This is a genomic window from Streptococcus sp. Marseille-Q5855 (assembly GCF_946901985.1).
In the GTDB taxonomy this organism is placed as follows: Bacteria; Bacillota; Bacilli; order Lactobacillales; family Streptococcaceae; genus Streptococcus.
Window position 1 is genome coordinate 405675 of the sequence record NZ_CAMPPR010000001.1, and the last position, 25952, is coordinate 431626.

At 40.7% G+C, this 25952-nt stretch carries 28 protein-coding genes; all 28 read right to left on the reverse strand.

Going from position 1 to position 25952, the window contains the following annotated elements:
- Positions 1-90 precede the first annotated feature (90 nt).
- The 28 genes from tkt to tgt all read right to left on the reverse strand — a co-directional run bounded on the left by tkt (position 91) and on the right by tgt (position 25726).
- The gene (tkt, locus tag OC529_RS02110; RefSeq protein WP_262081364.1) at positions 91-2067 is read right to left on the reverse strand and encodes a transketolase; all 1977 of its coding nucleotides are present in this window, start codon (positions 2065-2067) and stop codon (positions 91-93) included.
- Between the two features lie 178 nt (positions 2068-2245).
- Entirely contained in the window at positions 2246-3337 is a 1092-nt protein-coding gene (ulaG, locus tag OC529_RS02115; RefSeq protein ID WP_262081365.1) for an L-ascorbate 6-phosphate lactonase, read from the reverse strand.
- A 111-nt stretch (positions 3338-3448) separates the two neighbouring features.
- Complete coding sequence (locus OC529_RS02120; RefSeq protein WP_262081366.1) at positions 3449-5122, reverse strand: BglG family transcription antiterminator; 1674 nt, start codon at positions 5120-5122, stop codon at positions 3449-3451.
- Between the two features lie 166 nt (positions 5123-5288).
- Positions 5289-5996 carry an L-ribulose-5-phosphate 4-epimerase gene (locus OC529_RS02125; RefSeq protein ID WP_262081367.1) on the reverse strand — a complete coding sequence of 236 codons (708 nt, stop codon included), beginning with the start codon at positions 5994-5996 and terminating at the stop codon, positions 5289-5291.
- Position 5997: 1 nt separating this feature from the next.
- On the reverse strand, positions 5998-6861 hold the full coding sequence (locus OC529_RS02130; protein ID WP_150923245.1) for an L-ribulose-5-phosphate 3-epimerase: 864 nt from the start codon (positions 6859-6861) through the stop codon (positions 5998-6000).
- Between the two features lie 3 nt (positions 6862-6864).
- A complete protein-coding gene (locus OC529_RS02135) occupies positions 6865-7530 on the reverse strand; it encodes a 3-keto-L-gulonate-6-phosphate decarboxylase UlaD (protein WP_150923246.1) in 666 nt (221 codons plus the stop codon).
- 16 nt (positions 7531-7546) lie between these two features.
- Positions 7547-8032 (reverse strand): PTS sugar transporter subunit IIA, encoded by a 486-nt coding sequence (locus OC529_RS02140; protein WP_150923247.1) that lies wholly within the window; start codon positions 8030-8032, stop codon positions 7547-7549.
- A gap of 47 nt (positions 8033-8079) precedes the next feature.
- A complete protein-coding gene (locus OC529_RS02145) occupies positions 8080-8361 on the reverse strand; it encodes a PTS sugar transporter subunit IIB (RefSeq protein WP_262081368.1) in 282 nt (93 codons plus the stop codon).
- A gap of 23 nt (positions 8362-8384) precedes the next feature.
- Positions 8385-9842, reverse strand: a complete 1458-nt coding sequence (locus OC529_RS02150) for a PTS ascorbate transporter subunit IIC (protein WP_262081369.1) — start codon at positions 9840-9842, stop codon at positions 8385-8387.
- 118 nt (positions 9843-9960) lie between these two features.
- Positions 9961-10596 carry a ribonuclease P gene (locus OC529_RS02155; RefSeq protein ID WP_262081175.1) on the reverse strand — a complete coding sequence of 212 codons (636 nt, stop codon included), beginning with the start codon at positions 10594-10596 and terminating at the stop codon, positions 9961-9963.
- A gap of 50 nt (positions 10597-10646) precedes the next feature.
- Complete coding sequence (gene jag, locus OC529_RS02160; protein ID WP_262081174.1) at positions 10647-11633, reverse strand: RNA-binding cell elongation regulator Jag/EloR; 987 nt, start codon at positions 11631-11633, stop codon at positions 10647-10649.
- Positions 11634-11650: 17 nt separating this feature from the next.
- The gene (locus OC529_RS02165) at positions 11651-12475 is read right to left on the reverse strand and encodes a membrane protein insertase YidC (RefSeq protein ID WP_262081173.1); all 825 of its coding nucleotides are present in this window, start codon (positions 12473-12475) and stop codon (positions 11651-11653) included.
- Entirely contained in the window at positions 12450-12821 is a 372-nt protein-coding gene (rnpA, locus tag OC529_RS02170; protein WP_112445373.1) for a ribonuclease P protein component, read from the reverse strand. Before rnpA ends, OC529_RS02165 begins: the two co-directional genes overlap by 26 nt.
- A 148-nt stretch (positions 12822-12969) precedes the next feature.
- Positions 12970-14160 (reverse strand): acetate kinase, encoded by a 1191-nt coding sequence (locus OC529_RS02175; RefSeq protein WP_262081370.1) that lies wholly within the window; start codon positions 14158-14160, stop codon positions 12970-12972.
- Between the two features lie 49 nt (positions 14161-14209).
- Entirely contained in the window at positions 14210-15163 is a 954-nt protein-coding gene (locus OC529_RS02180; protein ID WP_262081371.1) for a class I SAM-dependent methyltransferase, read from the reverse strand.
- Between the two features lie 60 nt (positions 15164-15223).
- On the reverse strand, positions 15224-15811 hold the full coding sequence (locus OC529_RS02185) for a class I SAM-dependent methyltransferase (protein ID WP_164226417.1): 588 nt from the start codon (positions 15809-15811) through the stop codon (positions 15224-15226).
- A 32-nt stretch (positions 15812-15843) separates the two neighbouring features.
- Entirely contained in the window at positions 15844-16257 is a 414-nt protein-coding gene (gene comGG / locus OC529_RS02190) for a competence type IV pilus minor pilin ComGG (protein ID WP_112445367.1), read from the reverse strand.
- Positions 16235-16696, reverse strand: a complete 462-nt coding sequence (gene comGF, locus OC529_RS02195; RefSeq protein ID WP_262081372.1) for a competence type IV pilus minor pilin ComGF — start codon at positions 16694-16696, stop codon at positions 16235-16237. Before comGF ends, comGG begins: the two co-directional genes overlap by 23 nt.
- Entirely contained in the window at positions 16659-16961 is a 303-nt protein-coding gene (gene comGE, locus OC529_RS02200; protein ID WP_000413380.1) for a competence type IV pilus minor pilin ComGE, read from the reverse strand. Before comGE ends, comGF begins: the two co-directional genes overlap by 38 nt.
- Complete coding sequence (gene comGD / locus OC529_RS02205) at positions 16924-17358, reverse strand: competence type IV pilus minor pilin ComGD (RefSeq protein ID WP_173214457.1); 435 nt, start codon at positions 17356-17358, stop codon at positions 16924-16926. Before comGD ends, comGE begins: the two co-directional genes overlap by 38 nt.
- Positions 17321-17644, reverse strand: a complete 324-nt coding sequence (comGC, locus tag OC529_RS02210; RefSeq protein WP_112445359.1) for a comG operon protein ComGC — start codon at positions 17642-17644, stop codon at positions 17321-17323. The genes comGD and comGC overlap by 38 nt, the downstream gene beginning before the upstream one ends.
- Before the next feature lies 1 nt (position 17645).
- Positions 17646-18662, reverse strand: coding sequence for a competence type IV pilus assembly protein ComGB (gene comGB, locus OC529_RS02215; protein ID WP_262081190.1), 1017 nt, complete (start codon positions 18660-18662; stop codon positions 17646-17648).
- Entirely contained in the window at positions 18610-19551 is a 942-nt protein-coding gene (comGA, locus tag OC529_RS02220; protein ID WP_262081168.1) for a competence type IV pilus ATPase ComGA, read from the reverse strand. The genes comGB and comGA overlap by 53 nt, the downstream gene beginning before the upstream one ends.
- 76 nt (positions 19552-19627) lie before the next feature.
- Entirely contained in the window at positions 19628-19993 is a 366-nt protein-coding gene (locus tag OC529_RS02225; RefSeq protein WP_045606653.1) for a DUF1033 family protein, read from the reverse strand.
- Positions 19994-20143: 150 nt separating this feature from the next.
- Positions 20144-21202: a zinc-dependent alcohol dehydrogenase family protein gene (locus tag OC529_RS02230; protein WP_049510020.1), complete on the reverse strand. Its 1059-nt coding sequence runs from the start codon at positions 21200-21202 to the stop codon at positions 20144-20146.
- 160 nt (positions 21203-21362) lie between these two features.
- Positions 21363-22514, reverse strand: a complete 1152-nt coding sequence (gene nagA, locus OC529_RS02235) for an N-acetylglucosamine-6-phosphate deacetylase (RefSeq protein WP_112445353.1) — start codon at positions 22512-22514, stop codon at positions 21363-21365.
- 151 nt (positions 22515-22665) lie between these two features.
- Positions 22666-24483 (reverse strand): acyltransferase family protein, encoded by a 1818-nt coding sequence (locus tag OC529_RS02240; RefSeq protein ID WP_262081373.1) that lies wholly within the window; start codon positions 24481-24483, stop codon positions 22666-22668.
- 100 nt (positions 24484-24583) lie between these two features.
- Entirely contained in the window at positions 24584-25726 is a 1143-nt protein-coding gene (tgt, locus tag OC529_RS02245) for a tRNA guanosine(34) transglycosylase Tgt (protein ID WP_173250001.1), read from the reverse strand.
- Positions 25727-25952: the final 226 nt, after the last annotated feature.

The following is a 25952-nucleotide window of genomic DNA, read 5'->3' on the forward strand; positions in this document are numbered from 1 at the left end:
GACTACTATATCAAATTTCAGCTACTTTTACAAGATTGTACCTTGCTTTTCTAATAAGAAAAACCAGAGCTTGCGCCCTGATTTTTAGAATTATTTCAAGTTTTGAACAACTTTCACAAGATTTTCTACAGTAAAGCCATATTCTGCCAATACTTTTGGTGCTGGTGCAGAGGCTCCGAAGGTATCAATACCAAGAACAGCACCATCTAGTCCAACATATTTGTACCAGTTTTGAGTTGCACCCATTTCAACTGCAACACGACGGCGGACTGCATTTGGAAGAATTTCTTCCTTGTAAGCTGCATCTTGTTTATCAAAGACATCTGTAGATGGCATACTGACTACTCGGACTTTTTCACCTTGACTAGCCAATTCTTTGGCAGCTGAGACAGCAAGATTGACCTCTGAACCTGTCGCAATCAAGATGGTATCAAAGTCTGCTGCATTTTCATAGACAACATAGGCACCTTTTGCAACCTTGTCGAAGTCTGTTCCCTCTTCAACAGTCAAGTTTTGACGTGTCAAGACAAGGGCAGTTGGTGTTTTCTCACTTGTCACTGCAAGGTACCAAGCTGCTTGCGTTTCACGCGCATCTGCTGGACGGAAAACGTTTAGATTTGGCATGGCACGAAGACCTGCCAAATGTTCCACCGGTTCATGCGTTGGACCGTCTTCTCCAACTGCGATTGAATCGTGGGTAAAGACATAAGTCACAGGAAGACCTTGCAAGGCTGACAAGCGGACAGCTGCCTTCACATAGTCAGAGAAGACGAAGAAAGTTCCACCGTATACACGAAGTCCACCATGAAGGGCCATCCCGTTCAAGATCGTTCCCATTGCAAATTCACGAACACCAAACTGAATGTTACGGTTCAAGCGATTGGCATCGTCTTGAAGTCCGTCAGTTTTGATATAAGTCATATTTGAGTGAGCTAGGTCAGCTGATCCACCTAGGAAGGTTGGTAACTTAGCTGCCACAACATTCAAGGCATCTTGGCTTGAATTACGAGTTGCTTGAGAGAAACCATTTTCTAAAGCTGGGAAGTCTGCTGGAGTCACTTCAACTGGATCACGTCCATCAATAATGGCTTCTACTTCTGCAGCCAATTCTGGATGCGCTTCTTTATAATCAGCAACTAATTTTGTCCAAGCTTCATAAGCTGATGCGCCACGGTCTGCAACATGTTCTTTGAAATCAGCATAAACTTGTTCTGGGATTTCAAATGGTTCATAGTCCCAACCGAGAGCTTGACGAGTAGCTGCAGTTTCATCTGCTCCAAGAGGAGCACCGTGTACGGCATTAGTTCCTTGTTTATTTGGAGAACCGTATCCAATAACAGTCTTCACTTCAATCAAAGATGGTTTACCTGAAGCTTTTGCTGTTTCGATAGCTGCATGGATTGCTTCCAAGTCTGTTCCATCTTCAATCAAGGCAGTATGCCAACCGTAGGCATTGTAACGGTCACGAACGCTTTCTGTAAAGGAATCCTTTGTCTCACCATCCAAGTTGATGTCATTTGAATCATAAAGGACAACCAACTTATCTAGTTTTTGCAAGCCTGCGTATGAAGCCGCCTCACTTGAGACACCTTCCATCAAGTCTCCGTCTCCACAGATAACGTAAGTATAGTGGTCAAAGATATTGTAGCCTTCGCGGTTATATTTGGCTGCCAAGAAACGTTCTGCCTGGGCAAAACCAGTGGCAGTTGAAATTCCTTGCCCTAGAGGACCTGTCGTAGCATCAATCCCTGCTGTATGGCCAAATTCTGGGTGACCAGGTGTTTTTGAACCCCATTGGCGGAAGCTCTTGATCTCATCCATGCTGACATCTTCAAAACCAGAAAGGTGAAGAAGGGCATAAAGAAGCATTGAACCATGTCCTGCTGAAAGAATAAAGCGATCACGGTTAATCCAGTTTGGTTGAGCTGGATTGATACGAAGTTGTTTTGTAAAGAGGCTATAAGCCATCGGAGCCGCTCCCATAACCACACCTGGGTGACCTGAGTTGGCTTTATTGATGGCGTCAATACCTAAGAAACGAATTGCATTAACAGATAAATTTGACATAGAGTTTCCTTTCATATTTGACAACGAGGCAAGTACCTCGCGCATTTTCTATCTATTTCTATTATATGAAAATTATCCGCATATAGCAACATACGGATAATCTTATTTACGTGTTTTATAGCTATTGAAAATCTATTTGGACTAGCAAGGCAAATCCCTTCCAAATCTTCTCAAATAATTAGAGCAGAGCCTTGAATTGGATATTAGAGTCGTGCTCGAAGCAGTCGTCAAATCCACGTGGGTGGTGGTACTCAATTCTATCCTTATCTTGCGGATAAGTGTACTTGCCACCAACTTCCCAGATGAATGGGTGGAATTGATATTGCAAGCGTTCCTTACGCATTTTCCAAAGGGCAAGGATTTCGTCGGTTGAAGCCATAAAGTTAGACCAAATATCGTAGTGAACTGGGATGATAACTTTGGCGCGCAGATTTTCAGCCATACGAAGCAAATCGATAGACGTCATCTTATCTTGGATACCGATTGGGTTGTCCCCGTAGTTGTTAATGGCAACATCAATATCAAAGTCTTTTCCGTGTTTTGCAAAGTAGTTTGAGAAGTGAGAATCAGCCCCGTGGTAAATAGTTCCGCCCGGAGTTTCAAAGACGTAGTTGACAGCCTTACGAGCCATTTCTTCGTCTGTCACTGGCAGACCTTTCAAGTTGTCGTCGTTTTCTTTGGCACCTTCGACTGGCAAAGTAACCAAGCAAGTACGGTCGAATGATTCAACGGCTGTGACTTTAATGTCTTTAAATTCAAAACTTTCACCCGGTTTGATAACGATGATGCGCTCTTCTGGCACACCCCATTTTTTCCAGATTTCACCACATTCGTAAGGTCCGACAAATTTCACATGGTTGAGTTTTGGATTGTTGACAATCGCAGCCGCTGTATTGATGTCAATATGGTCACTATGGAAGTGAGAAACCAAGTAGTAGTCCAGTTCATTGATTGCAAATGGGTCAATAACCATTGGTTGCACGCGCAAGTTTGGTTGAAGTTTGCGTACACCAGCCATATTGGCCATTTGGTGTCCCCAGACCATGTCTTTTACTTTCTTAGTTGATTTCCCACGGTTTGACCACAAGTCCATAACCACATTGGCTCCGCCTGGTGTCTTAATCCATACACCGCAGTTTCCTAGCCACCACATGGAAAAGTTGCCTTCAGGAACGACTTCCTCTTCGATTTCTTCGTTCAACCATGTTCCCCACTCTGGGAAAGTAGCTAAAATCCATGATTCTCTTGTAATCTCTTTTACATTTGGCATATGTTATCTCCTTTGGATATATTTATTATCTTTGAGATTAGTATACCACCCTTCAAAACACTAAAAAAGACCAAGAAAAACACATGTTTGTGTTCATCATTGGACTGTCCTTTACATATCTTCTAAAAAAGCTTGAACTACTAGTTCTTGATTGATGAGTGTTTGTACTTCTTCCTGAAAATTACTGGCTAGCTGCCTATCCACAATATAGGACGAGATAAGACTAGATAGACTTTCGCTGAAACTGTTGCTATTATTGCGAAACACCTTGTTTTTGAGATAGTCTATCATTTTTAAAATATCTTCTGCTTCAAGTATAGGATTGACCTTCAAAACAGGAAATTTGCTATCTAGATCATCATTAGTGGTAATCACTACATCAACCTGTGCAATATCTTCTACACTCTTAAATTGTTCTGTAGTAAATACGGCATCAATTTGCTCATTCGGCAGATAAAGTCGACATTGCTTCAGCAAAAGTTTCGAAACCCCGACACCTTCATCACAAACGAGATAAATTTTTTTCATATTTTTTTGAGACGATGGTGTATACTTTAAAAATCCTCCAATATGAATCGTCAAATAGGCGATATCATCATCTGTTAGCCGAATAAACCATGCTCCTTCTAAAATTTCCGCAGATTTTCTAGTGACTAAAAATAATTCTCCATACTTGGATCGAATTTGTTTTGTTAGAGGATTTTTAGAAAAAATACCATAAGTTTTTCTAAATAACAAGGCCTTACAGTGGATCATCAAATTTCGTAACAAATCATCCTTGTTCTCAATCTCCATTCTAATTTGTGATTCAAAATACCAGATAAATTCTTCTAAAGCAAGTTTTAATTGACGAAAATCATCGCTTTCTGCATGGATATCCAAATCCTTACGATAGGAGAGGAGGAGAACGGCTACGAGGGAAACCTCAAGTTCTGACAAGGAAATCCCAAACTTCTGAAACAAACGTTCTCCTAATTTCTTGGACACTTGATACTCAATTCGTTTTCTTATCAAGGAGAACTCTTTTTCTATCTCCTGATGCCGTTCCTGATACCGCACCACATTATTACAACTCAACAGCAAATAAGGAAGCACCTGTAACATAAAGGTGACTTCATGATGGTTTATTTTCTTTCCTAAATCTTGTTCAACCAGGGGAACCTGTTCCTTAAAAAATTGATGCATCTCAACAGAAAGAAAATACTCATCCTCTAGTCTCTCTTTCATCTTATCTTCTAAGATGGCAATAAACGTTGCATTTTCCTCCATAAAGATGTGATATAAAAGCGATTGAAGATACTGAATTTTGTTGAGAGGATGGGCATGAAGGTAATAACCCTGCGATTTGCTAACTTGCAAGGTCACCTGATACTGCTCCAAGGTCAGTTGGTAGCGAATAGTATTTAAATCATTGAGAACCGTATTCCGAGACACTTCTGTCAAGTCCATCAATTTTTCAAGTGTGATACGTTCTTTAGAAATACCTATCCAAAGTAACATCATCATCATACGTTCATGCGCACTCATGATATAATCGTACGAATCTACTTCTGATAATAGTTTACAACCAGCATCTCTCTGCTCTTCAGTTAAATGAATACCGATTCGTGGAATACTAATGATGTGAAGTGCCTCGTCACCTAGAGCAGCATTGATTTTATCAATGTGATAGTAGATTTTTCTTCGAGATTGAGCCAGATCTTTTGAAATGGCCATGATCGTTTTGGACGTCTCTTGATTTATCAAATATTGAAGCAAGTCGCAGCTCGCCTTATCTAACACCATATTTCATCCCCCTCTATCAATCAACTGCCTTGAAAACAACTTTATAATAGTATCACATTCACTAACGCATTTCAACTATCAACAGTAGTCTCTTAATAATGAATACTTACAATTACAAAAGCGAGGCTTGGATCGAAAGGTCCCAGCCTCTTTTCAATTCATTTTCTTATTTCTTTTGACCATAATAAGCATTTGGTCCATGCTTACGTTGGTAGTGTTTTTCTAGGATGTACTGAGGAGCAGGTTCAACCCTTGGATTAATCTGTTCTGTGAAACGATTCATCTTTGATACTTCCTCTAGTACAACTGAGTGATAAACAGCATTCTCTGGATTTTTGCCCCAGGTGAATGGACCGTGATTGCGTACGACAATCCCTGGAACTTCAACAGGGTTGAGACCACGACGTTCAAACTCTTCTACGATAACCAGCCCAGTATCTTTTTCATAAGATACTTCTACTTCATCCTTGGTCAAACTACGGGCGCAAGGGATTGAACCGTAGAAATAATCAGCATGGGTTGTTCCATAGAAAGGAATATCACGTCCAGCCTGAGCCCAACCAACGGCTTCTGTCGAATGGGTGTGGACCACACTAGCAATTTCTGACCAAGCCTTATATAACTGCACATGAGTTGGAAGGTCAGAAGATGGTCTTAAATCTCCTTCTAGAACCTTACCATCTAGGTCAGTCACCACCATGTTTTCAGGTGTCAATTCGTCATAATCTACACCTGATGGTTTGATAACAATGACACCGAGTTCGCGATTGACTTCAGATACATTACCCCAGGTAAATTTGACAAGTCCATGTTTTGGCAATGATTGATTGGCATCACAGACTCGTTTACGCATAGCATTAATTACTTGATTCATCTTACATCAAACCTGCTTTCTTAATTAGTGGATAGAGAAAAGCTTGCGCCTCTTGAATGGCTGCGCGTGTTTCTTCTACAGTTTCACAATTTTCAGACCACATTTCGATTAGGAAAGGTCCATTATAATTGGTTTGCTTTAAAATATCGAAAGCTTCTTCCCATTTGACACAACCTTGCCCAAAAAGTACATCTCGGAATTGGCCCTTTGAACTTTCTGTCACTGCATAAGTATCCTTGAGATGGAGAGCCGCGATGGCATGATGACCAAGATAAAATTCACTGTATACATCATTATGCCATGCAGACACATTCCCAATATCTGGGTATACAAAGAGGTAGGGAGAGTCAATCTCTTTTTCTACAGCCAAGTATTTTTCGATGCTATTGATGAAAGGATCATCCATAATTTCAATAGCAAGTACCACCTGAGCTTCTTCAGCCCAGTCACAAGCTTTTCTCAAATTTTTGATAAAACGTTGGCGTGTCTGGGGTGACTTTTCCTCATAGTAAACGTCGTAACCAGCTAATTGAATAGTACGAACTCCCAAGTCTTGGGCTAATTCGATACATTTTTTCATGAGTTCCAGAGATTTTTCCTCTAGAACTGGATCATTTGATCCCAATGGGTAGCGACGATGACCTGAGAAACAGATAGACGGAATACGGACACCTGTTTCATAGATAGCTTTGACAACTTCCAAGCGTTCTTCCTTGCTCCAGTCAAGTCTTGCTAAACGCTCGTCACGTTCATCAATAGACATCTCGACAAAATCAAAGCCTAACTCCTTAGCAAAATTTAAACGTTCTAGCCAAGTAAAGTGTATCGGGGTTGCCTTTTCGTAAATTCCAATCGGACGTGCCATGGTTTACCCCCAAATTCGTTTGATTTCATCCTTGAAGGCACGCGCTGCTCCTGCTGGATCCGCAGCCTCTGTAATTCCACGACCTGCGATAAAGGTAAAGACATCAACACCTTCAAAAAGTTTGAGAGTATCTACATCTAGACCACCTGTTACAGAAACACGGAAGCCCATATCGATGAGTTTTTTAACCTTATTAAGATCTTTTTCGCCCCAAGTTTCACCAGCAAGAAGGGCATCACGAGATTGGTGATAGATAGCTTGCGAGATCCCAGCATCTAGCCAAAGCTGAGCTTGTTCAAAAGTCCAATCTCCATAAAGTTCAATCTGGATTTCGCCTCGCTCTCCACGTTCAGCTTTGATAGCCTTTAGAGCTGCTTCCATAGTAGGGATGGTTGCACAACAGATACAAGTCATCCAATCTGCTCCACGAACGGCATTATTTTTGGCAACTGTTCCACCAGCATCGGCACATTTTGTGTCTGCCACAATAATCTTATCTGGGAAAAGGCTTCGCAAGACTTCAACCAGCTCACTTCCAACTTGAAGCAAGCAGACAGTTCCAGCTTCAACAATATCTACTTCATGACCAACAGAAACAGCTGCTTTAATCGCTCCTTGCAAGTCTGAATGGTCTAATGCAACTTGTAAATTAGGTATTCTTTTTGTCATCTCTTTATTCCTCTTTCTAACTTTCCAAATCCAATCCTTCGAGATAAGGGCTATCCTTAGATTCTTCAATCATGGCCAAGACGTCTTCTTTAGTCTGGCAAGCCTGTAAACGTGCGATAGAATCTTCTAATTCAAATAAGGCAATAATTTGTGGAATAGCTACACTTGTGTGAATCTTTGAACTTGTAGCGGCCAAAGCTAATAAGACAGATACTTCTTTTCCATCCGAAAAGACAACTGGTTGTTTCAAAGTGATAAGTGAAAAGGCGTCTCGCTGTACTCCTGCCTCTGGTCTAGCATGGGGCATAGCCATCCCTGGCATTAAGATATAGTAGGGACCATATTCTTCAGTCGATTCAATAATTGCATCATAATACTCTGGTAAAATAGCCCCACTTTCAATCAAGGGATCTACCGCTACCTTGACTGCTTCTTTCCAGTCCGTAGCCTCTAATCCTAGTCTAATCGAATCGTTTTCAATCAATGCTTGTTTTAAATTCATATTTACCTCCTTATATAAACAAGGGAGGATGTTTCCTCCCCAATCTGCTACTCCAGTGCTAGACTCAGCTTTTCAGTAATTTCTCTATCATCCATCAAATTATCCAAGCCAATTAATTTGCCATTTGTACGTCCATCCAATTCGTGAATTAAATGAAGGGATGCAATTACAATATCATAACCTGCTGCCAAACTTTTTGCTTCACCAACACTGCATGAATTGACTGTAAAATCAATTTGATCTAGTTTACGCAGGGCATTCTCCACTTTCATTTTGATCACCATAGATGAACCCATACCATTTCCACACGCTGCTAATACTTTAACCATTTTATTTTCTCCTTTTCTAAAAACTATGCTTCTTCTTGAACTTCACCGTTGTAGTATTTTTCTTTATCTTTTGCTTTGGCAAATTGAAGTTGAGGAATAACAATCAAGAAGAGACATACAAGTACATAACCGACAATGCCGAGATATTTAAAGATGTATCCAAATCCAAGCCATGGGAACTCAAAGTCGATATTTCCATGGTACCCACCGTAAGATGCTAAGTCGAGAAGGGCTACACAGAGAGCTCCTAAAGCAACTTGGAGGACACCTGAGATGAAGGATAAGATAACGGCTGCTTTCCAACCACCACGCTTATCAGCGTAAACTGCAATTGCTGCATTATCAAAGAACACTGGTACAAATCCTGTAATAATAAGGATAGGGTTTTTAAAGACGATGAGCAAGACAATTGTAATCAATTGACCAATCAAACCAAAGGCAAATCCAGACAAGACAGCATTTGGAGAACCAAATCCATAAGAAGCTGCAACGTCGACTGCTGGGAATGAACCTGGCAACAATTTGTTTGAAATACCTTGGAAGGCATTTGTCAACTCAGATACGAACATGCGAACACCTTGCATCAAAACGAACAAGTAAACTGAGAAGGTGAAGGCTGTTTGGATAATGTACATAAAGAAATCTTGTTTAGCAGGATTGAATAGAGTTCCTGAAGTGATGACTTCTTTATTAGACATAATGTCTGGACCCAAGATTAAAAGAATGGCTCCAAAGAAAACGAGCATCAAAGTGGCAGATGCAACAACTGTATCGTGGAAGATTGAGAGGAACTTAGGTAATTTAAGATTGTCTAGACTTTCTTCTTTCTTACCAAAACGTCCTGCTACTTTATCTACAAACCAGATTGCAAACTGTTGTTGGTGACCAATCGCAAATCCGCCACCACCAGTCAAGCGTTGAGTTGCTTCAACAGTCATATTTGAACTAACTGCCCAGTAAAGACCACAGATGATACCGATAGCTGCTGTACCATAAGCATTACGCAATTGTGGGACTAAGAATAGAACCATAAGAGATACAGTCGCAGCTTGTTGGACCATGATGTGACCAGTAATAAAGAGGGTTCTTACCTTCGTAATCTTGCGAAGAGCCACAAGCAAGATATTTATTCCAAAACCAATCAATAGAGCTGTAGTTGCAGTTCCAACAAAATCTGGAAACTCTGCCGCAATTTTGTTGTTTGCTGCAGCAAGTCCAAAGTAAGGGTCGATAACCGCTGCACCAATTTGGAATTTGTAGTTAAGAGCTGCCAAGATTGGGCGGAAGGTTGTAACCAAGCCACCAGCACCCACGTTGAGCAACATATACCCTACTGTTGCTTTAACGAAACCTGAGAAAACGTCATGAGCAGGTTTTTTCAAAAGTGCATATCCTATTAGCACCAATAAACCTACGAAAAATGCGGGATTCTGCAAAATATTGCTAGAAAACCAATTTAGAACACTTGAAACAACTTCCATAATTGTTCTCCTTTTGAATTGTTTTTGTAAGTTTATTATATACTTTGAAAGCGGAAACAAAAAGACCAAGAATTACACAGCGGACTGTTCACTCTTGGACTGTATGATTTACGATATTTTACGGATTATCTAATTTTCTCGTAGCTAGATAATAGGGAAGAATTTTAGCATAAGATTTCAATAGACCTTCTACGATTTCCTCTTCAGATGAATTGGCAGTCACAGGAACATCTGCCTTCACTAAAACTTTGCGAACTTCCTGATGGGATAGTTTTTCTCTTAACACTTGTCGATTTTCCTCAGTAGCCTCCCATCTTTGACTTTGACCATCAGAGTAAGCTAGATAATAAATCCCTTCAACGGTTGGAAGTTCTAAAACTTTGGTCTGCTTGTCTAAAGTTCGATCATCCTTCTTACGTTCGATGAAACTGACCTCTAAGGAAATACCAAAATCAGAAGGATTCCCGTACAAACGTAAGGCTAGCATAGGCTCTGTTACTTGTCCGTCTCTCTGTAGATAGACCCAGAAATGTGGTCGCAAACGTTGCGCTTGATTCATCCACTGGCTAGTCTGTTGGAGTTGCCATTCTGGATGACTTGCTTGAAAGGCTTTGGCTAGCTCTGTAAAAGCCTTTCGAGCCTCTTGGCCTTTGTGGCGCAATTCCAGCATTTTCTCTCGCTCTGCTCCTGCTTTATCAGGATTACGGTACTGCAAACCAGCAAAGTCTAAATAATCTCTTATCTTATTCAACATTAGTTTCATCTCCTCTAGCTAGCAAAAAATCAGGTCAAGCCTGATTTTACTTATTCTGTATCTACAACGACATAGCGATTTGGCTCGTCACCTTCAGAGTAACTGGTCACGCCATCCATACGTGAAATAATACGGTGGATAATCTTGCGTTCGCTATTTGACATTGGATCCGTTTGATGACTGCGACCTTCTTCTAAAACACGAATCGCCAATTTTTGCGCATAGGTCTGCAAGACTTCTGCACGGTGTTCAACATAATCATTGACATTGATAGTAATGTAGAAGGTTCTTGAATAGCGGTTATAAAGATAATTTTGAGCCAACAGCTGCAAGGCCTTCAAGACTTTACCGTGGTAGCCGATAATACGACCTGGTTCGTTAGTGTCAATTTGCAAATTGATACTACGACGGTTATAATCATTTGAAAGTGTGGCTTCAACATCCATGTCATCCACAATTGCTTGAACATAGGCAGTCACATCCGTAGCCACCTGGGCAATATCAAAGCTCGGTTCAACTTTCAAGCCCATCTCTGTCAAGTCTTGATTTTCAGTTTGGTCTTGCTCAGTTTCAAGGTCATCAGCGCCCGCTTCTTCCCTCATCGCTTCCTCGATTTGAAGCTCATTTAAAATCTCAATGTGACCAGTTTCTTCTAAGATAGTGCTGGCATGTCTTTCATGTTTTAAGATTTCAGCCTTGACTTCATCAGAAATACCTTGGCCTCCCTCTTCAATCTTTTTAATTGCTTCTACAACATGCCCCAAATCAACAGTTGCTTCACTGACTGTTTTAACAGGCTCATTCAAATCATTGATTTGTTTTGGAACTCCCTTTACAGCTTGTTGGTTTGCTTTTACAACAGTCGTTTCACTAATCGCTTCAATATCCACTTGGGCTGGTTTTTTACCAAATAAACCAAGAAAGCCTTTTTTCTCACGAGAAATGACTTTAATATGTGCCTTCTTCCTTGGAATATCTAATTCTTTCAATCCTTTTTGGATTGCTTCTTCAACAGTTGAACCTGTAAATACTACCATTACCAGATTCCTCCTTATTATTTCGTTTTCTGAGCCTTTTTCTTGGCTTTTCTTTTTCTATTTTCCAAATCTTTCTGTGCCTGTACTACCGCCTCACGTTCTGCGATAATCTTGAATGGATTGTTCAAGAAATAGGTTTGCAAGACTTGGTAAGCATTGGACACTGTCCAGTATAGGGCGACTCCACCTGGCGCATAAACTGCAAAGATAAAAATCAAGACTGGAATCCCATACATCATCGCCGTCGTAGCGCCATTACGCTCAGACAAGGCTTTGTTGGACAACCAAGTACTTAAAAAGGTGAATACTGCTGCTAAAATCGGAAGAACAAGGGTTGTATCTACACCACCAAGGTTAATCCATAAGAAATGACCTGTCTTCAAAAAGTCAACTCTTGATAGAGCTTGGAACAAGGCTAAAATAACCGGCATCTGAATCAAAATCGGCCAAAGAGAATCTGACTGTCTGACACCCATTTCTTTAAAGACTTTACGCATTTCCTGCTCTAGCTTGGTTCTGCTTTCCATATCTCGACCTGGATATTGTTCTCGAAGCGCCTTAATGCGTGGCTGAGCTTCCTGCATTTTCCTAGAAGCCACCATTTGCACTTGGAAGACTGGCAAGAGCACTGTACGAATCAAGACCGTAAAGAGAATAATCCCCACTCCGATACTGATATCAAACGATAAAAAGCGAATGATTTCCGCAAAGGAGTAAACAAATTTACTCCAAAAATCAGCCGAATCGGCTGTAATATCACTAGTTGCCCCATTAGTCGCACAGGCTGTCATGATTAACAGAGACAGTCCTAGCAAACTAGTCAACTTTAGTTTCTTTTTCACTCCCATTTCCTTCCCGGTAAATCTTTGATAATTTTAATACATGGAGTAGATTTTTCTCCATCTCTGCGTATTCCAAGGTTTCAACCCCTTTTCGAGCAATGACAACAAAGTCGACATCTTCTACCAGACTCCCTTTTGCATTCTGGATAATATGCCGAATCCGTCGCTTAATTTGATTTCTAGTGACGGCATTCCCCAGTTTTTTGCTAACTGATAGACCTACTCGAAAATGGTTTTTCTGGTTTTCTAGTTGGTAGACAACAAATTTGCGATTGGCAAAACTTGTCCCCTCCTTGAAAATCGCCTTAAAATCTTTCTCTCTTTTTACACGAAAGTTTTTCTTCAAAACTCAACTCCATCTATTAAATTACTACTATTATACCATATTTTTCAAAAAAGCCAATCATAGCAAGGTTTTGGACAATTTCATCAGAAAAAGGAGCCAGAAAATCTCTTTCCCAACTCCTTATACTGAATATTTTTTCTGATTTTAGTTATTTTTTCAAGCGTTCAACGTCACGGGCAATGACCAATTCTTCATCTGTTGGAATAACCAATACACGGATCTTCGCTGCATCTGTTGAGATGTCTCCTGTCACGCCAAAGACGTTCTTTTCTGGATCAACATCACAGCCAAACCACGAAATTCCTGAGATTACATCACGACGGAAATTCGCTGCATTTTCACCGACACCTGCTGTGAAAACAATGGCATCTGCTCCATTTAGCACTGCAAGGTACTGACCGATATGTTTTTGGATACGGTCAACATACATTTCATAAGCCAAGCTAGCGTCGTGATTCCCTTCTGCTACAGCTGCTTCTATATCGCGCATATCGCTAGAATTAGCAGAAACTCCCAAAAGACCTGATTCACGATTCAGAACACGACTAATATCTTCTGGTGTGTTAAAATCATCTGTATATTGCATTAAGTAAGGAATGATAGCTGGATCAATGTCCCCTGTACGAGTTCCCATCATAATACCACCCAGAGGCGTGAAGCCCATAGAAGTGTCGACAGACTTACCAGCTTTCACAGCTGTAATTGAGCCTCCGTTACCAATATGACAGGTAATCAACTTCAAGTCTTCTAATGGACGTCCCAAGAGTTTTGCTGCTTCTCCTGCTACAAACTGGTGACTTGTACCGTGGGCACCATATTTACGAACCTTGTTTTCTGTGTAATATTTTGTTGGTAGAGGGTAGCGATAAGCTTTCTCTGGCATATTTGTGTGGAAGGAAGTATCAAAAACAACTACACTGGTAATGTCTGGCAACAATTCCTTGAAGGCACGAACACCTGCAGCATTGGCTGGATTGTGGAGAGGAGCTAACAAACTCAACTCTTCAACTTTTTCTAAAACATCCCCTTCAACAACTGTTGATGCTTTGAAATATTCTCCACCGGCAACAACACGGTGTCCAACACCTGTAATCTCGTCATAAGCCTTGATAATATCGAAACGAATCAAGTCATCCAATAAGATTTTAACAGCTTGTGTATGATTTTCGATATCCAAAATTTGTTGTTCAGAACGGCCGTCAAATTTTACAGTTGAAATTGAATCTTTCAAACCGATACGTTCAATCAAGCCTTTCGCCAATACTTTTTCTTCTGGCATTAAGTATAATTGCCATTTCAAACTTGAACTTCCTGCATTGATTGCAATTGTTTTTGTCATAACATGATACCCCTTTTAAGCGTTTTCAACTATTATAACAAAATCTATTTTATATTTCAGTACCTTGAGTCCATTTTTGAAAATTTTCTTTAAATTTCATTAAAACACTTGCATCTTGTAAGCTAGCAAGTGGATAAATAAAGGGTTCTACTGCTATTTCACTTTTCTTCTGTAAGATAAAAATAGTCTTAGATTGTTTGGAATTAGCAAAGAGATTTTCAGGCAGACTAATCATAGCAGCTAGACTTGCCTCCTCTTTCAACCAGCCTTTCAACAAATTACTTTGAGGACTGGTCAACAAATCACTCGGAGCTAGAAAAATAGCATATCCATCTGACTTGAGATACTTAATCCCTTGTTCCATGAGCAAGTGATGAGCGTAAGTATGTTCTTGACTAGAAGCAACTTGATGGCGCGACGCAACGGCATCATCAGGATAATAACCGACAGGCAAGTCGCTGATGACCACATCGCTTTCTTTGAGCATTTGTGGACGAACGGCATCTCCTTGGACAAAGCCAGCCTGCAAACCAATTACATCTGCCATACTAGCCGCCAAATCAATCAGCAAATCATCCACTTCCATTCCCAAGTAATCCACCTTTTTATCAAGCGAGGTCAAGAAAGTAGCACCCAAAATTCCCATGCCAGAACCCATTTCGAGGATAGTAATTTCCTCCTCTTTAAACAACTCTTCCACAATAAACACCAAAAGTAAAGCAATGGCATCTGGCGTAAACTGGTGATTGGCCTGCAAAGGTTCTGTTTTCCCAGCCTTCATCAATAGAAACTGGTAGGTCTTGAGCCATTCTTCTTTGCGAAGCGCTAAACGCTTAAGAGATTGATTGTTGTCTTTGACCTGTTCTAGCTCAGTCTCACCATCCAAATAGATACTGTTTTGCTCCACTAGGGCGTCATAAAAGTTGGTCGCCAAATCACTTTGAATGACTTGGACATTCTCTAGTAAATACGTATAAGCTTGTTCAATTTTTTCAAAATCCATATTCCTATCTTATCAAATTTCCCTTCTTTTTTCCATCCTTATAGAAAAATCACTCCCTGACTAGGCGAGTGATTTTTGGGCTACTGTAAAAAAGAGTTCTGAATAATTTCCTTGAAACAGGTCTTCAGCGCTATAGAGGATCTGACTATGCACAGATGAAAAACCATGCTCAATTAGCCTGTTTTCCAGTTCAGCTAAATCAAATCCATGATGGTTAGCTTCTGTCTTGATAAAATCAGCAACGAGGAGTTGTCCATCTTCCTTCAAATGTTGATGAAACAGTGAGAGAGCCGCATCCAAATCAGGCATATGATGAAGAACCCGACAAACAACAATGAGGTCAAATTGCTGCTCCAAGGGATTTTTCAATAAATCTTGCTCCAAAAACTGGATATTCTTGATGTCTTGTCGCTCCGCTTTCAAACGAGCTTGCTCCAGCATTTTCTCTGAAATATCCACCAATGTTACAGACTTTGCTTGTTTGGCCAGAGGCAAGGCTAATAGCCCCGTCCCTCCACCGAAATCCAAAATTTCTTTGTCTGATAGAAGATCAATCTGTTTCTCGACTGCTTGACAAACCAAGTTTGCAAGAAAGATATTTTTAGGGGAATCGAAAGTTTCTGCTTTGTGGTTAAAATCATGTTTCATATTTTTAGTTTAGCACAAAGTAGCTTGATTAGCTAGGAATTCTCTTTCTTTTCAGGCTTCTCTTCTGATTTTTTCTTCTCCGCTTTTTCGCTTGAATCGGTCGCTACCTCTTCCTTTTTATCCTTTTTCTCTTCTTTGATTTTGACTGAAGGAAAGATGAATTCATATTGTCTCTTAGGCGTACGAACCCTTGTCACCAAGTTTGTTTTCTTGTTTTGATAGCTTACCTGACCCAGATTAAAGACCTGTTCCCCGCTTTCTTGCTCGGCTTTATCCTTGGTTCGTTTAGCCATGGCAAAAGCAATCAGTTTTTCTTTATTCAAAGCATAGTCTTGATAGTGGGCGACTTGTCGGTTCAAGTAAAATTGTAACAAAAGACTAAAAATGGCTGCCATGCTGACTGCATAGAGGAGAACACCTGCCTTAACTTTTTTCTTTTTCCACACGATAGATGAACTCCCTTTCTAAGCCTTTTTTGAACTGGAAACGAAAGCGAACCAGTTGATTGTCCTCTGTAATCTGTGCGGATTTGAGGCCATAAACCATCGGCTGATAACCCCGTCCACTGGCATCGGTTTTCCGAAAATCATCTGATTTAGACTTGCCTATCGCAATTTCCTTGCCATCCTGCTTCATATAGAGGCGATTGCCTTCTACTTTTTCGAACTGCGAACGGTCTAATTCTACCTCCAACTGGTCCACAAACAAGAGCCACTCTTTTTGCTCGCTTTGCTGCTGATAGCGGACTTCTGAAATGAGGAGCTGACTCATGGCTTGAAAGAGGAGTAAGCTTCCACTGATGACAATGAGGGCAATCAGGGATTCCAACAGGGTAAAAGCCTTGACCTTATGGCTCTTTGATAGCCAACAACTGTTCTGAACCATGATAAACCTCCAATCCCTTTTCACTAGAAAACACCTGAATCTCAACTCCATTTATGTTTACCTGATTTTGACCTGTCTGCAGGGCCATCTTAGCTACACGCAAGACTTCTTCCTTTTGCAAGATTTTTGCTTCTTCTTGTCTATTTTTCTGAATTTGTCCCAAAAGGAGGGTTGCAATGCTGGCAAAGATAGCTAGAGCGACTACTGCTTCCAGTAAAATCACTGCCCTAATTTTTTGTTTCCTTAATGCGTTTAATTTTTCCATTTCCTAGATATAATTGATAGCGAATCGCTCCTTTACTGGTCTGAAATTCAACCTTAGCCAGGGACGAATTGCCCCCAGCTCGGTCAAATGTGATACTTTGTCCCGATGGTGCCTGAATTCCTTTAGGAACTGTCAACTTTTGACTGCCATTACTGATTGTCTGCCCATCTAAGTTTAGACTAGTCTTTTGCTGACTAGCTACACTGCGTTTTTGGGTTTCCCGATAGAGTTCTTCAAACTCCATAAAGAAAATCTGCTCCTCTACCGCTGCAAAAGTGGACTGAACAGAGCCTGACAAGCCCAAGGCTACGATACTCACAAGTCCCAAAACCAAGAGACTTTCCAGCATGGTAAAGGCCTTAATCTGCAACGGTTTGACTGGTATTTTGTTTAGCATGGTATTCTTTATAAGCTTTAGCCTGTTCTTCTGTGATTCGCCCATCTGCTTGTAACTTGCTTAGGCTAGCATCTTCATTTTTATCCAAGCTATAAAGCTCTGCCTGGCTTTCCACCACCTTAACAACAGCAGCTTTTCCTTTGTCGTTGACTGCTTCTTTTTGTTTGGTCAGATTAGGTACAAAGAGCAAGAGAAGCACGCTGATGATGAGCAAGACCACCAACATTTCCACAAGTGTGAAAGCCTTCACTTTCACTTTTTTCAAGAATGTCATCATTTTTTTCATTTTAAAAATTTACCTCCATATTGTGATACATGGGCATGAGCATTGCCGCATAAAGTAAAACGATAATCAGAGCCACAAAGATAAAGACCAGTGGCTGCACCAAATTCATGGTGCGGTTGACTCGGGTAAAAAAGGCTTCCCAAGTTTTTTCAGCATAGATTTCCAACTCACTACCCAGCTTGGACTTGACTTCCCCATACTCGATGATGAGACTCAATTCCTTCCTAAAGAAAGGATAGGTTCCTATAGTTTGAGAAAATTCTCGACCATTTTGGAGAGCATGAGCCAAATCTTGACCGATTTCTTTAAAGAGCTGGGAACCTTGTTCCTGCATCATCTGAAAAATCTGCGTCAACTCCATTCCCTGCGAAATCATATTCCCCCACTCACGCGCATAATAGGCTGTCAAATAAGTCTGCACAAAGATTCCAAGTAAGGGAAGGCGTGCTAAGATAGAAAAGACACGCATCTTAGAACTTCTTTTATAAAAAGTGAGTGCTAAAAGGACACCTACTGAAACAAACCCTACCATTCCTAGAAAGATTTGTGGCAGATTTCCGATAATTTGGGTGGCAATATTGCTGCTATCCAGTTGTGGTAGTAGATAGTTCCGTAGTCCCAGCATAATTAAGAGAAGAAAACCCAGCAAAATCAAGGGATAGGTCGCTACTTCAATTAATTTTTTCTTTACCTTGGCCAGATTGTCTAGATATTCTTCTATCTTTCCCAAACTCAGGTGGAGATTTCCATGGACTTCCGCTAGGGATAACTGAGTGACAATGGCACTTGAAAAACCCAAACTTTCCATCATTTCTGAGAATGATTTTCCCTGAGACAAGCCTGTACGCATCTGGGTCACACACTGCTTGTCCAACAAGGCACTCCTATCTAAAAAGGAGATGGTCTCCACCAGATGAAAACCGCTGGAAAAGAGATTGTTAAACAAGGTGATGATATTTTTTTGCTTAGCTGTAGCTAATTTTTTCCGTTTCAGCCTGAAGACTTGTGATATGTCCATCTTTAAGAAGCTGGTCAATCTGTTCATTCCAGCTAGTTGGCTGGTGTTCTTGATAGTCTTTGTTGGCAAAGTCAACGATTCCTCCCCCCCCGATTAATCTCTGGTAGCAGACTCCTTGCAGAACGACTGCCAATTCCTCCTCACTCACACCCAACTCCAACAGGCGCTCATAAACACCTCGAATACTCTTGGCGTGAATGGTTGAAAAGACTGTCGCCCCTGTCAAACTAGCTCTGACCACTGCACGCGCCGTTTCGCTGTCTCGAATTTCTCCGATAATCAAGAGGTCAGGACGATGACGCAAAGAAAGTTTGATTAGATTTTCATAGGTTAGTCCAATCGCCTCATTCAACTGCAACTGGAGCATGTCCTCCTGCTTGATTTCGACAGGATCTTCAATGGACATGACTTGCTGTCCTTTAAAGAGAGATTTAGCCAATTCATGCATCAAGGTTGTCTTGCCACTACCGACTGGACCAGCAAAGAGATAGAGACCACGTTGCCTGTACTGCTTGCCCAGTTCATCAATATCCTGAAACCAAAAATGCAAATCCTGCTCCTCATCATGCAACAAGCGAATAACTAAACTCTCCTGCCCTCGATAATCGCCTACAGTAGATAGACGTAGAGACGCCATCTTCTGGTCATAGGCATAATCACAGGAACCCAGTTGGCTACGTCGCTTTTCTCCAACATTCATACCCGCCACAAACTTAAAGTGACTGATAACAGCCGCAAATTTTTCGAAATCATAACAACCGATTTTACAGCGCTTGTCTCCTATCCTCATATAAAGCTCATAGGCGTCTAACTTGGGGACAAAATAAATGTCTTGTGCCCCTTTTTTCCGAGCCGAACGAATGATTTCTTGTGCAATTTCTTGAACCATACTTACCTCCTCACCTATACTATTCGCAAAGATTTGGAAAAATAAAAAAAGCAACTCCAAAAAAGTTACTTTTTCTCTATTTTAATTTCATACGGCAAGAACGGTGCCTTTCCTTACCTGTTTGTTTTTCATAGCCTGGGCGTAGTTTTTCATCTGGGATAACCTGCTCATCCTGCAAAAGAGCCAAAGAATGGTATTGTTGTAAATACTCATCACATTCATCACACCAGCGTTGGTCTTCCGGATCCCAAAAAATGGTCATCAAGTCACTTCTGCTTTTATAAAGAGGGGATTCTTGTTCTAATTTAAACCAGCAAGTTTTGTAGTATTTGAGAGCATCATAATACTGGTCAAATTTCTTACTAGCTACAATATCTTCTTCCCAACCTTCTAAGAACCACCACGGTTCAAAATCTCCGTACATTTCTATAACACGATACATATTCATTCATTCCTTTGTACCGTATATTATAACCAATTCCGCTAAACAAGGAAAGAAATATGCTCATTTCTTAATTTCTTGATAAAAAATCCAGCCATCTGATGGATGACTGAATTTCTATTTACTTGTGTTCCAAAATCTTTTTACTACCTAGGCTTCAGAAATATCGTTTTCGATAATAACCTTAATGGCATGGTGGTCTGCTGCCTTACTGAAAACTTCATAGGCTTTTTCAATTTCACTGAGTTTGAAATAGTGAGTTACCAATTTTTCTGGTTCAATCTTATGACTTTCAAGAGCTTTCAACAATTGTGGAGTGGTATTTGTAGATACCAAACCGGTTGTTACATTGATGTTGCGAATCCAAAGTTTGTCTAAATCGAATTCAACTGGTTTACCATGTACACCACAGTTGGCAACTGTTCCGTCTATACCGATAATCTTTTGACAGAAATCAAATGTTGCAGGAATACCAACAGCTTCAATAGCGACATCCACACCACGTCCATCTGTCAAATCATAAATTTCTTTAATGGCTTTTTCAGGATCTGAAGAATTAACCTTATGAGTCGCACCAAATGATACAGCAGTTTCCAAGCGGTTATCGTCTAAGTCCACCATAATCAATTTAGCTGGTGAATAGAATTGAGCTGTCAAAAGAGCTGCTAAACCAACTGGTCCTGAACCAATAATGGCTACACTACAACCAGGTTCTACTTTCCCTTTCAAGACACCAATTTCATACCCAGTAGGCAAAATGTCTGATAACATAACCAAGGCTTCATCTGACAAGTCTTCTGGAGTGTGGTAAAGAGTGTTATCTGCATGAGGGACACGTAGATATTCAGCCTGCATACCATCAATCAAGTGACCGAAAATCCAGCCCCCTTCGTCTTCACAGTGGGCATAAATTCCTTTTTTACAGTAGTAGCATTTACCACAGGCACAGACACAAGAAATCAAGACCTTATCGCCTTTTTTGAAGTTAGAAACTCCTTCCCCAACTTCTTCAACAATCCCAATCCCTTCGTGACCAAGAATGGTACCACTTTGGCAAGCAGGAACATCCCCTTTGATAATATGGAGGTCTGTTCCACAAATAGTAGTTTTTACGATACGTACAATAGCGTCTGTTGGCTTGCGAATCACTGGTTTGTCTACATCAACAAAAGAAGCAAGTCCTGGTTTAACATAAGTATAGGCTTTCATAAAGCACTCCTCCTTTTTTATTTGTACTATTTATAATATAATTGTAAACCTTTTCATTTGCTTGTTCAAGATTTTTTGTGATATTTTTAACTTTTTCATTTACCGGTAAAGCAATGTAGATAAGAAAGCAGAAGCTAATCTCTAACTTCTGCTTTCTCTCTTATGCTTGATAACGTTTCACACCGTCTAGGTAGGTTGCTACCAATTCCAAATCTTTATCTAATACGATGAAGTCAGCGTCGTAGCCTTCACGGATTTGGCCACAGACATCATCAATGTGAACAGATTTTGCTGGGTTGAGGCTGGCCATCATGACTGCTTCATGCGGATTCGCAATTCCCCATTCAACAACATTTTTCAAACCGTCTTTAAGTTTGAGGATAGAACCTGCCAAATTACCAGTAGATTTGAGACGTGCAGTTCCATTTGCTACTACAACAGGGAATTCTCCCAACATATAGTCACCGTCTTCAAGCCCACCAGCTGTCATACAGTCCGTAATAAGAGCGATGTTTTCTGTCCCCTTTTGCTTAAGTAAAATCTCACAAGCTTTTGGATCTACGTGATAACCATCACAAATCAATTCTGCGTAAGTATGTGGGAGCTCATACATAGCTCCTACCATACCTAGTTCGCGGTGTGTTAAACCACGCATCCCATTATAGGCATGTACCCATACACTAGCTCCAGCATCAACTGCCTTCTTAGCTTGTTCAAATGTCGCATCTGAGTGTCCAAGTGCAACTGTCACACCTTCACCTGTAATAGTACGTACAAAATCTTCCACCCCATCACGTTCTGGTGCAATAGCGATCTTATTTAGCATCCCTTTTGCAGCATCCTGCCAAGAATGAAACTCCTCAACACCCGGGTCTCTCATATAAGTTGGATTTTGTGCCCCCTTAAAAGTTTCTGTGAAATATGGACCTTCATAATAAATCCCACGAATCTTAGCACCACTTGCTTCTTTATAATGGTTTCCAAGATTTTCAGTGACTGCAAGCAATTGCTCATAAGTGGCTGTTAAAGTTGTGGGCAAGAAACTGGTAACACCGGTACTAAGAAGTCCTTCACTCATAGTATGCAATGTACCTTCAATGTTGTTGTCCATCACATCTACACCTGCATATCCATGAATATGAGTATCCACAAGACCTGGTGCAATGCTATAACCAGTATAGTCAAGAACCTCTGCTCCTTCAGGAATTTGATCCACATGTTTCCCAAATTTGCCATCAACAAGTTCTAAGTACCCACCGCGACGAATGCCAAATGGATAGAAAAACTGATCCGCTTTAACGTAATTAGGCATAATAATGACCTCCTTAAAAGATTACTTTTGATATTTATTATGTCAATTACATTATAAACCTTTCTGATTCATTTGTAAATGGTATAGACCTATTTTCTGGAGATATTTTAAAAGAGCTGGATTTCTCCAACTCTTCTCTTTTTAATACAAGTTATTTTGATTTGACTGGCTTGTCTTTAGCTGTTTGCAAGGCTGTGGCAATGGTATCTGCATACAATTTTGCTCCTGTTTCAATAGTGCTAGTGTCACTTCCGAAATGGACTTGGTCTGTTCCTGCCCAAATCTCTGGATGCTCTTTCGCAACTTGATTCCAATCTGCTATCGTGATGTAAGGTGTCTTCTCTGCCAATTCTCTCATATATGCAGCCGCCTTCTCAACGATGGCATAGGTCTCTTTTGTCTTATCTCCCTCATAAGGAGTCACTAAAATCATATGATGGCCCTTAGGAATATTTTTCACGATACTGTCCCAGTCTTCCTTGTAATTTTCAGGATTATTTACCCCAGTCGCAATGACCACCATCTTAGGTAAAAATTTATTCTGGCTATTGTTTAGCATGATTTCATTGGCAGTCTTGGTTGTTCTGCTGACCTGCGCGTTAATTTGTGCTCCAGGAAGAGCTGTCTGCAGGGCTGTATTTGCCCTTAAAGCCACTGAGTCACCAATTAACATAGTACCATCAGCAATCCCCAAACTATCAGCTTCTGCTCGTTCTGCCATCACTTTTGTTTGGGCAATATTACTAGCAGCTTGCTTCAAACCATTGACAGTTAAGTCTGTCTCAAACGCTCCCACTTGTGGTGCCAACAAAGTCACTAAGAGGACAATGAAAGCCAAGATTCCTGTACTTGTCGCAAGAATTGCGTGAATATAAGGCAGGGGACGAAGAGTTTGTAAAACAGGTGTGTTCTTGCCTGCAATCCACGGCTCCAACACATAAAATGATAGGCTGGCGAATCCATAAGAAAAAATCAAAGTCAGTAACACAGCAAAAAGATTTGAGGTCAACTGTGAGAAAATAATGTAGAAAGGCCAATGGAAGAGATAAACTGCATAGCTAGTATCTGCTAAAAAGCTAATAATCTTTGGCTCCTGTATATGAGGAGTCTTTTCATGTAAGACACGCGCCGCCAGAATCATAGCAAGAGCTGCAAGACTGGCAAGCAAGAAGCCAATAAGATAGGCAAAGAAATAGGTAAATTTGACAAAGAAGGTCAAAATGAGTAAGAAGCCAACCCCCCCTGCAAAAATCAACAGAGTCTTTCGTAAATCCCAGATTTTATCCAACAGCTTGACGAGGGAGGTCGTCTGACGAACGCCTACAATCGTTGCTAGGATACTTCCCAAAAAGAATGGATAGACATGAGTTAAACTGGAGAAGTAAACAGAGGAATAAGAGGTCACTAGAAAACTACCAATAAACATGGAGAAGAAGCTGATCAAGAAGGCAGCAGCAGATAAGAGAAAGACCATCCCCTTCAACTGACCATTTGATTTAGCTTGTTTGGATAAGAACCAAACTGCCAATCCCCAAAGAATATAGTAGTGAACCTCAACTGCCAAACTCCAATTATGAACAAACAAATGAGGAATGAACTGAGATTCATAACTCCCACCTGTTAGCAGTTCATAGAAGTTGGTCATGAAGCCTAAGACACCTGCAATCTGACCCCCAATTCCAGCCACATAATCTTGCCGAACCAAGAAAGTAAAAGGCATGGTCACCAAGATCATCAAAACCACAGGTGGCACAATCCGATAAAAGCGTCTTCTAAAAAATCCTATCAAATCAATCTCATTGTTCTTAGAAAATTCTTCAATGAGTAGAGCTGTAATCAGGAAACCTGAAAATGTGAAAAAGACATCTACCCCGAAAAATCCTCCAGGAAAGATCGTCTGAAAGAAGTGATACAAGAGTACCAAAAGTAAACCTATAATCCTAATCAAGGAAAACCATTTAATGCGCATACGAGTCTATTCTTCCTTTCATTGTACACTTTATTCTATCAAAAAAAGAAGAAAAATCCCAAGAGAAAACTTAGGATTTTTAGCTTATATCAATTCCATTTTAGAAATTGCGTCCTGACTTATTATAGCCATATTTTTCCACAAAATACTCACGAAATTCCAAGAGATTGTCAGCCATGATGGCTTGTCGCACTTGCTTCATCAGGTTGAGTAAGAAGTAAAGATTGTGGTAGCTAGTCAAGCGGATACCAAAGGTTTCATCGGCCTTGAGCAGGTGACGAAGGTAGGCGCGTGTATAGTTCTTACATGTGTAGCAATCACACTCAGGATCCAGTGGCGTAAAGTCCTCAGCAAACTGGGCATTCTTGACAACCAAACGCCCCTGACTGGTCATACAAGTTCCGTTACGAGCAATACGAGTCGGCAGGACGCAGTCAAACATATCCACCCCACGAATCACACCATCAATCAAGCTATCTGGTGCTCCGACCCCCATCAAATAGCGAGGTTTATTTTCAGGTAGCAATTGAGTTGTAAAGTCCAAGACTGCATTCATCTCTTCATGGGTTTCTCCCACTGCCAAACCACCGATAGAGTAGCCTGGAAAATCCATGCTGACAAGGTCATGAGCCGATTGGCGGCGAAGATCTTCAAATCCTGCCCCCTGCACAATCCCAAACAATCCTTGGTCATGCGGACGACGATGAGCCTTCAAACCACGCTCAGCCCAACGACTGGTACGCTCGATTGATTTCTTAACGTAGTCATAAGGCTGATAAAACTGAGGACATTCGTCAAAGGACATCATGATGTCTGAACCCAAATTATTCTGAATAGAGATGGCTTTTTCTGGCGATAGGAACATCTTAGAACCATTGAGATGGTTTTTAAAGGTTACTCCTTCTTCTGTGATATTGCGACTATCTGCTAGAGAATAAACCTGAAAACCACCACTATCTGTCAAGATAGGCTGGTCCCAATTCATGAACTTGTGGAGACCACCTGCGCGAGCAATGAGTTCATCTCCAGGGCGAAGCCAGAGATGATAGGTGTTTGATAGGATAATCCCTGAACCCATCTCCTTCAATTCTTCAGGTGACTGAGTTTTGACAGTGGCTTGAGTCCCAACTGGCATAAACATAGGCGTCGGGAAGGTGCCGTGAGGAGTGATGATTTCTCCCAGACGAGCTCCTGTGTGTTTTTCTTTCTTAATCAAACGGTATTTGATTGGTGAATCTGACATTTTTTACCTCCGAAGCTGGGAAAGACAGTCCCAGTTCATACTTTGTGCCCAAGGGCATACTGTATGATTTTATCAAAAAAAGCCGGAACTGTCACGAACTATGGTATAAAGAATTTGTGTTTACAAATAGTTATCATTGCTTTTCAATAGTTGAGTTTTTACTTATTTTTCATTAAAATCATTTTCGTTAATTGCTATCATTTTTTTAAATCGTATTCATCTTCGT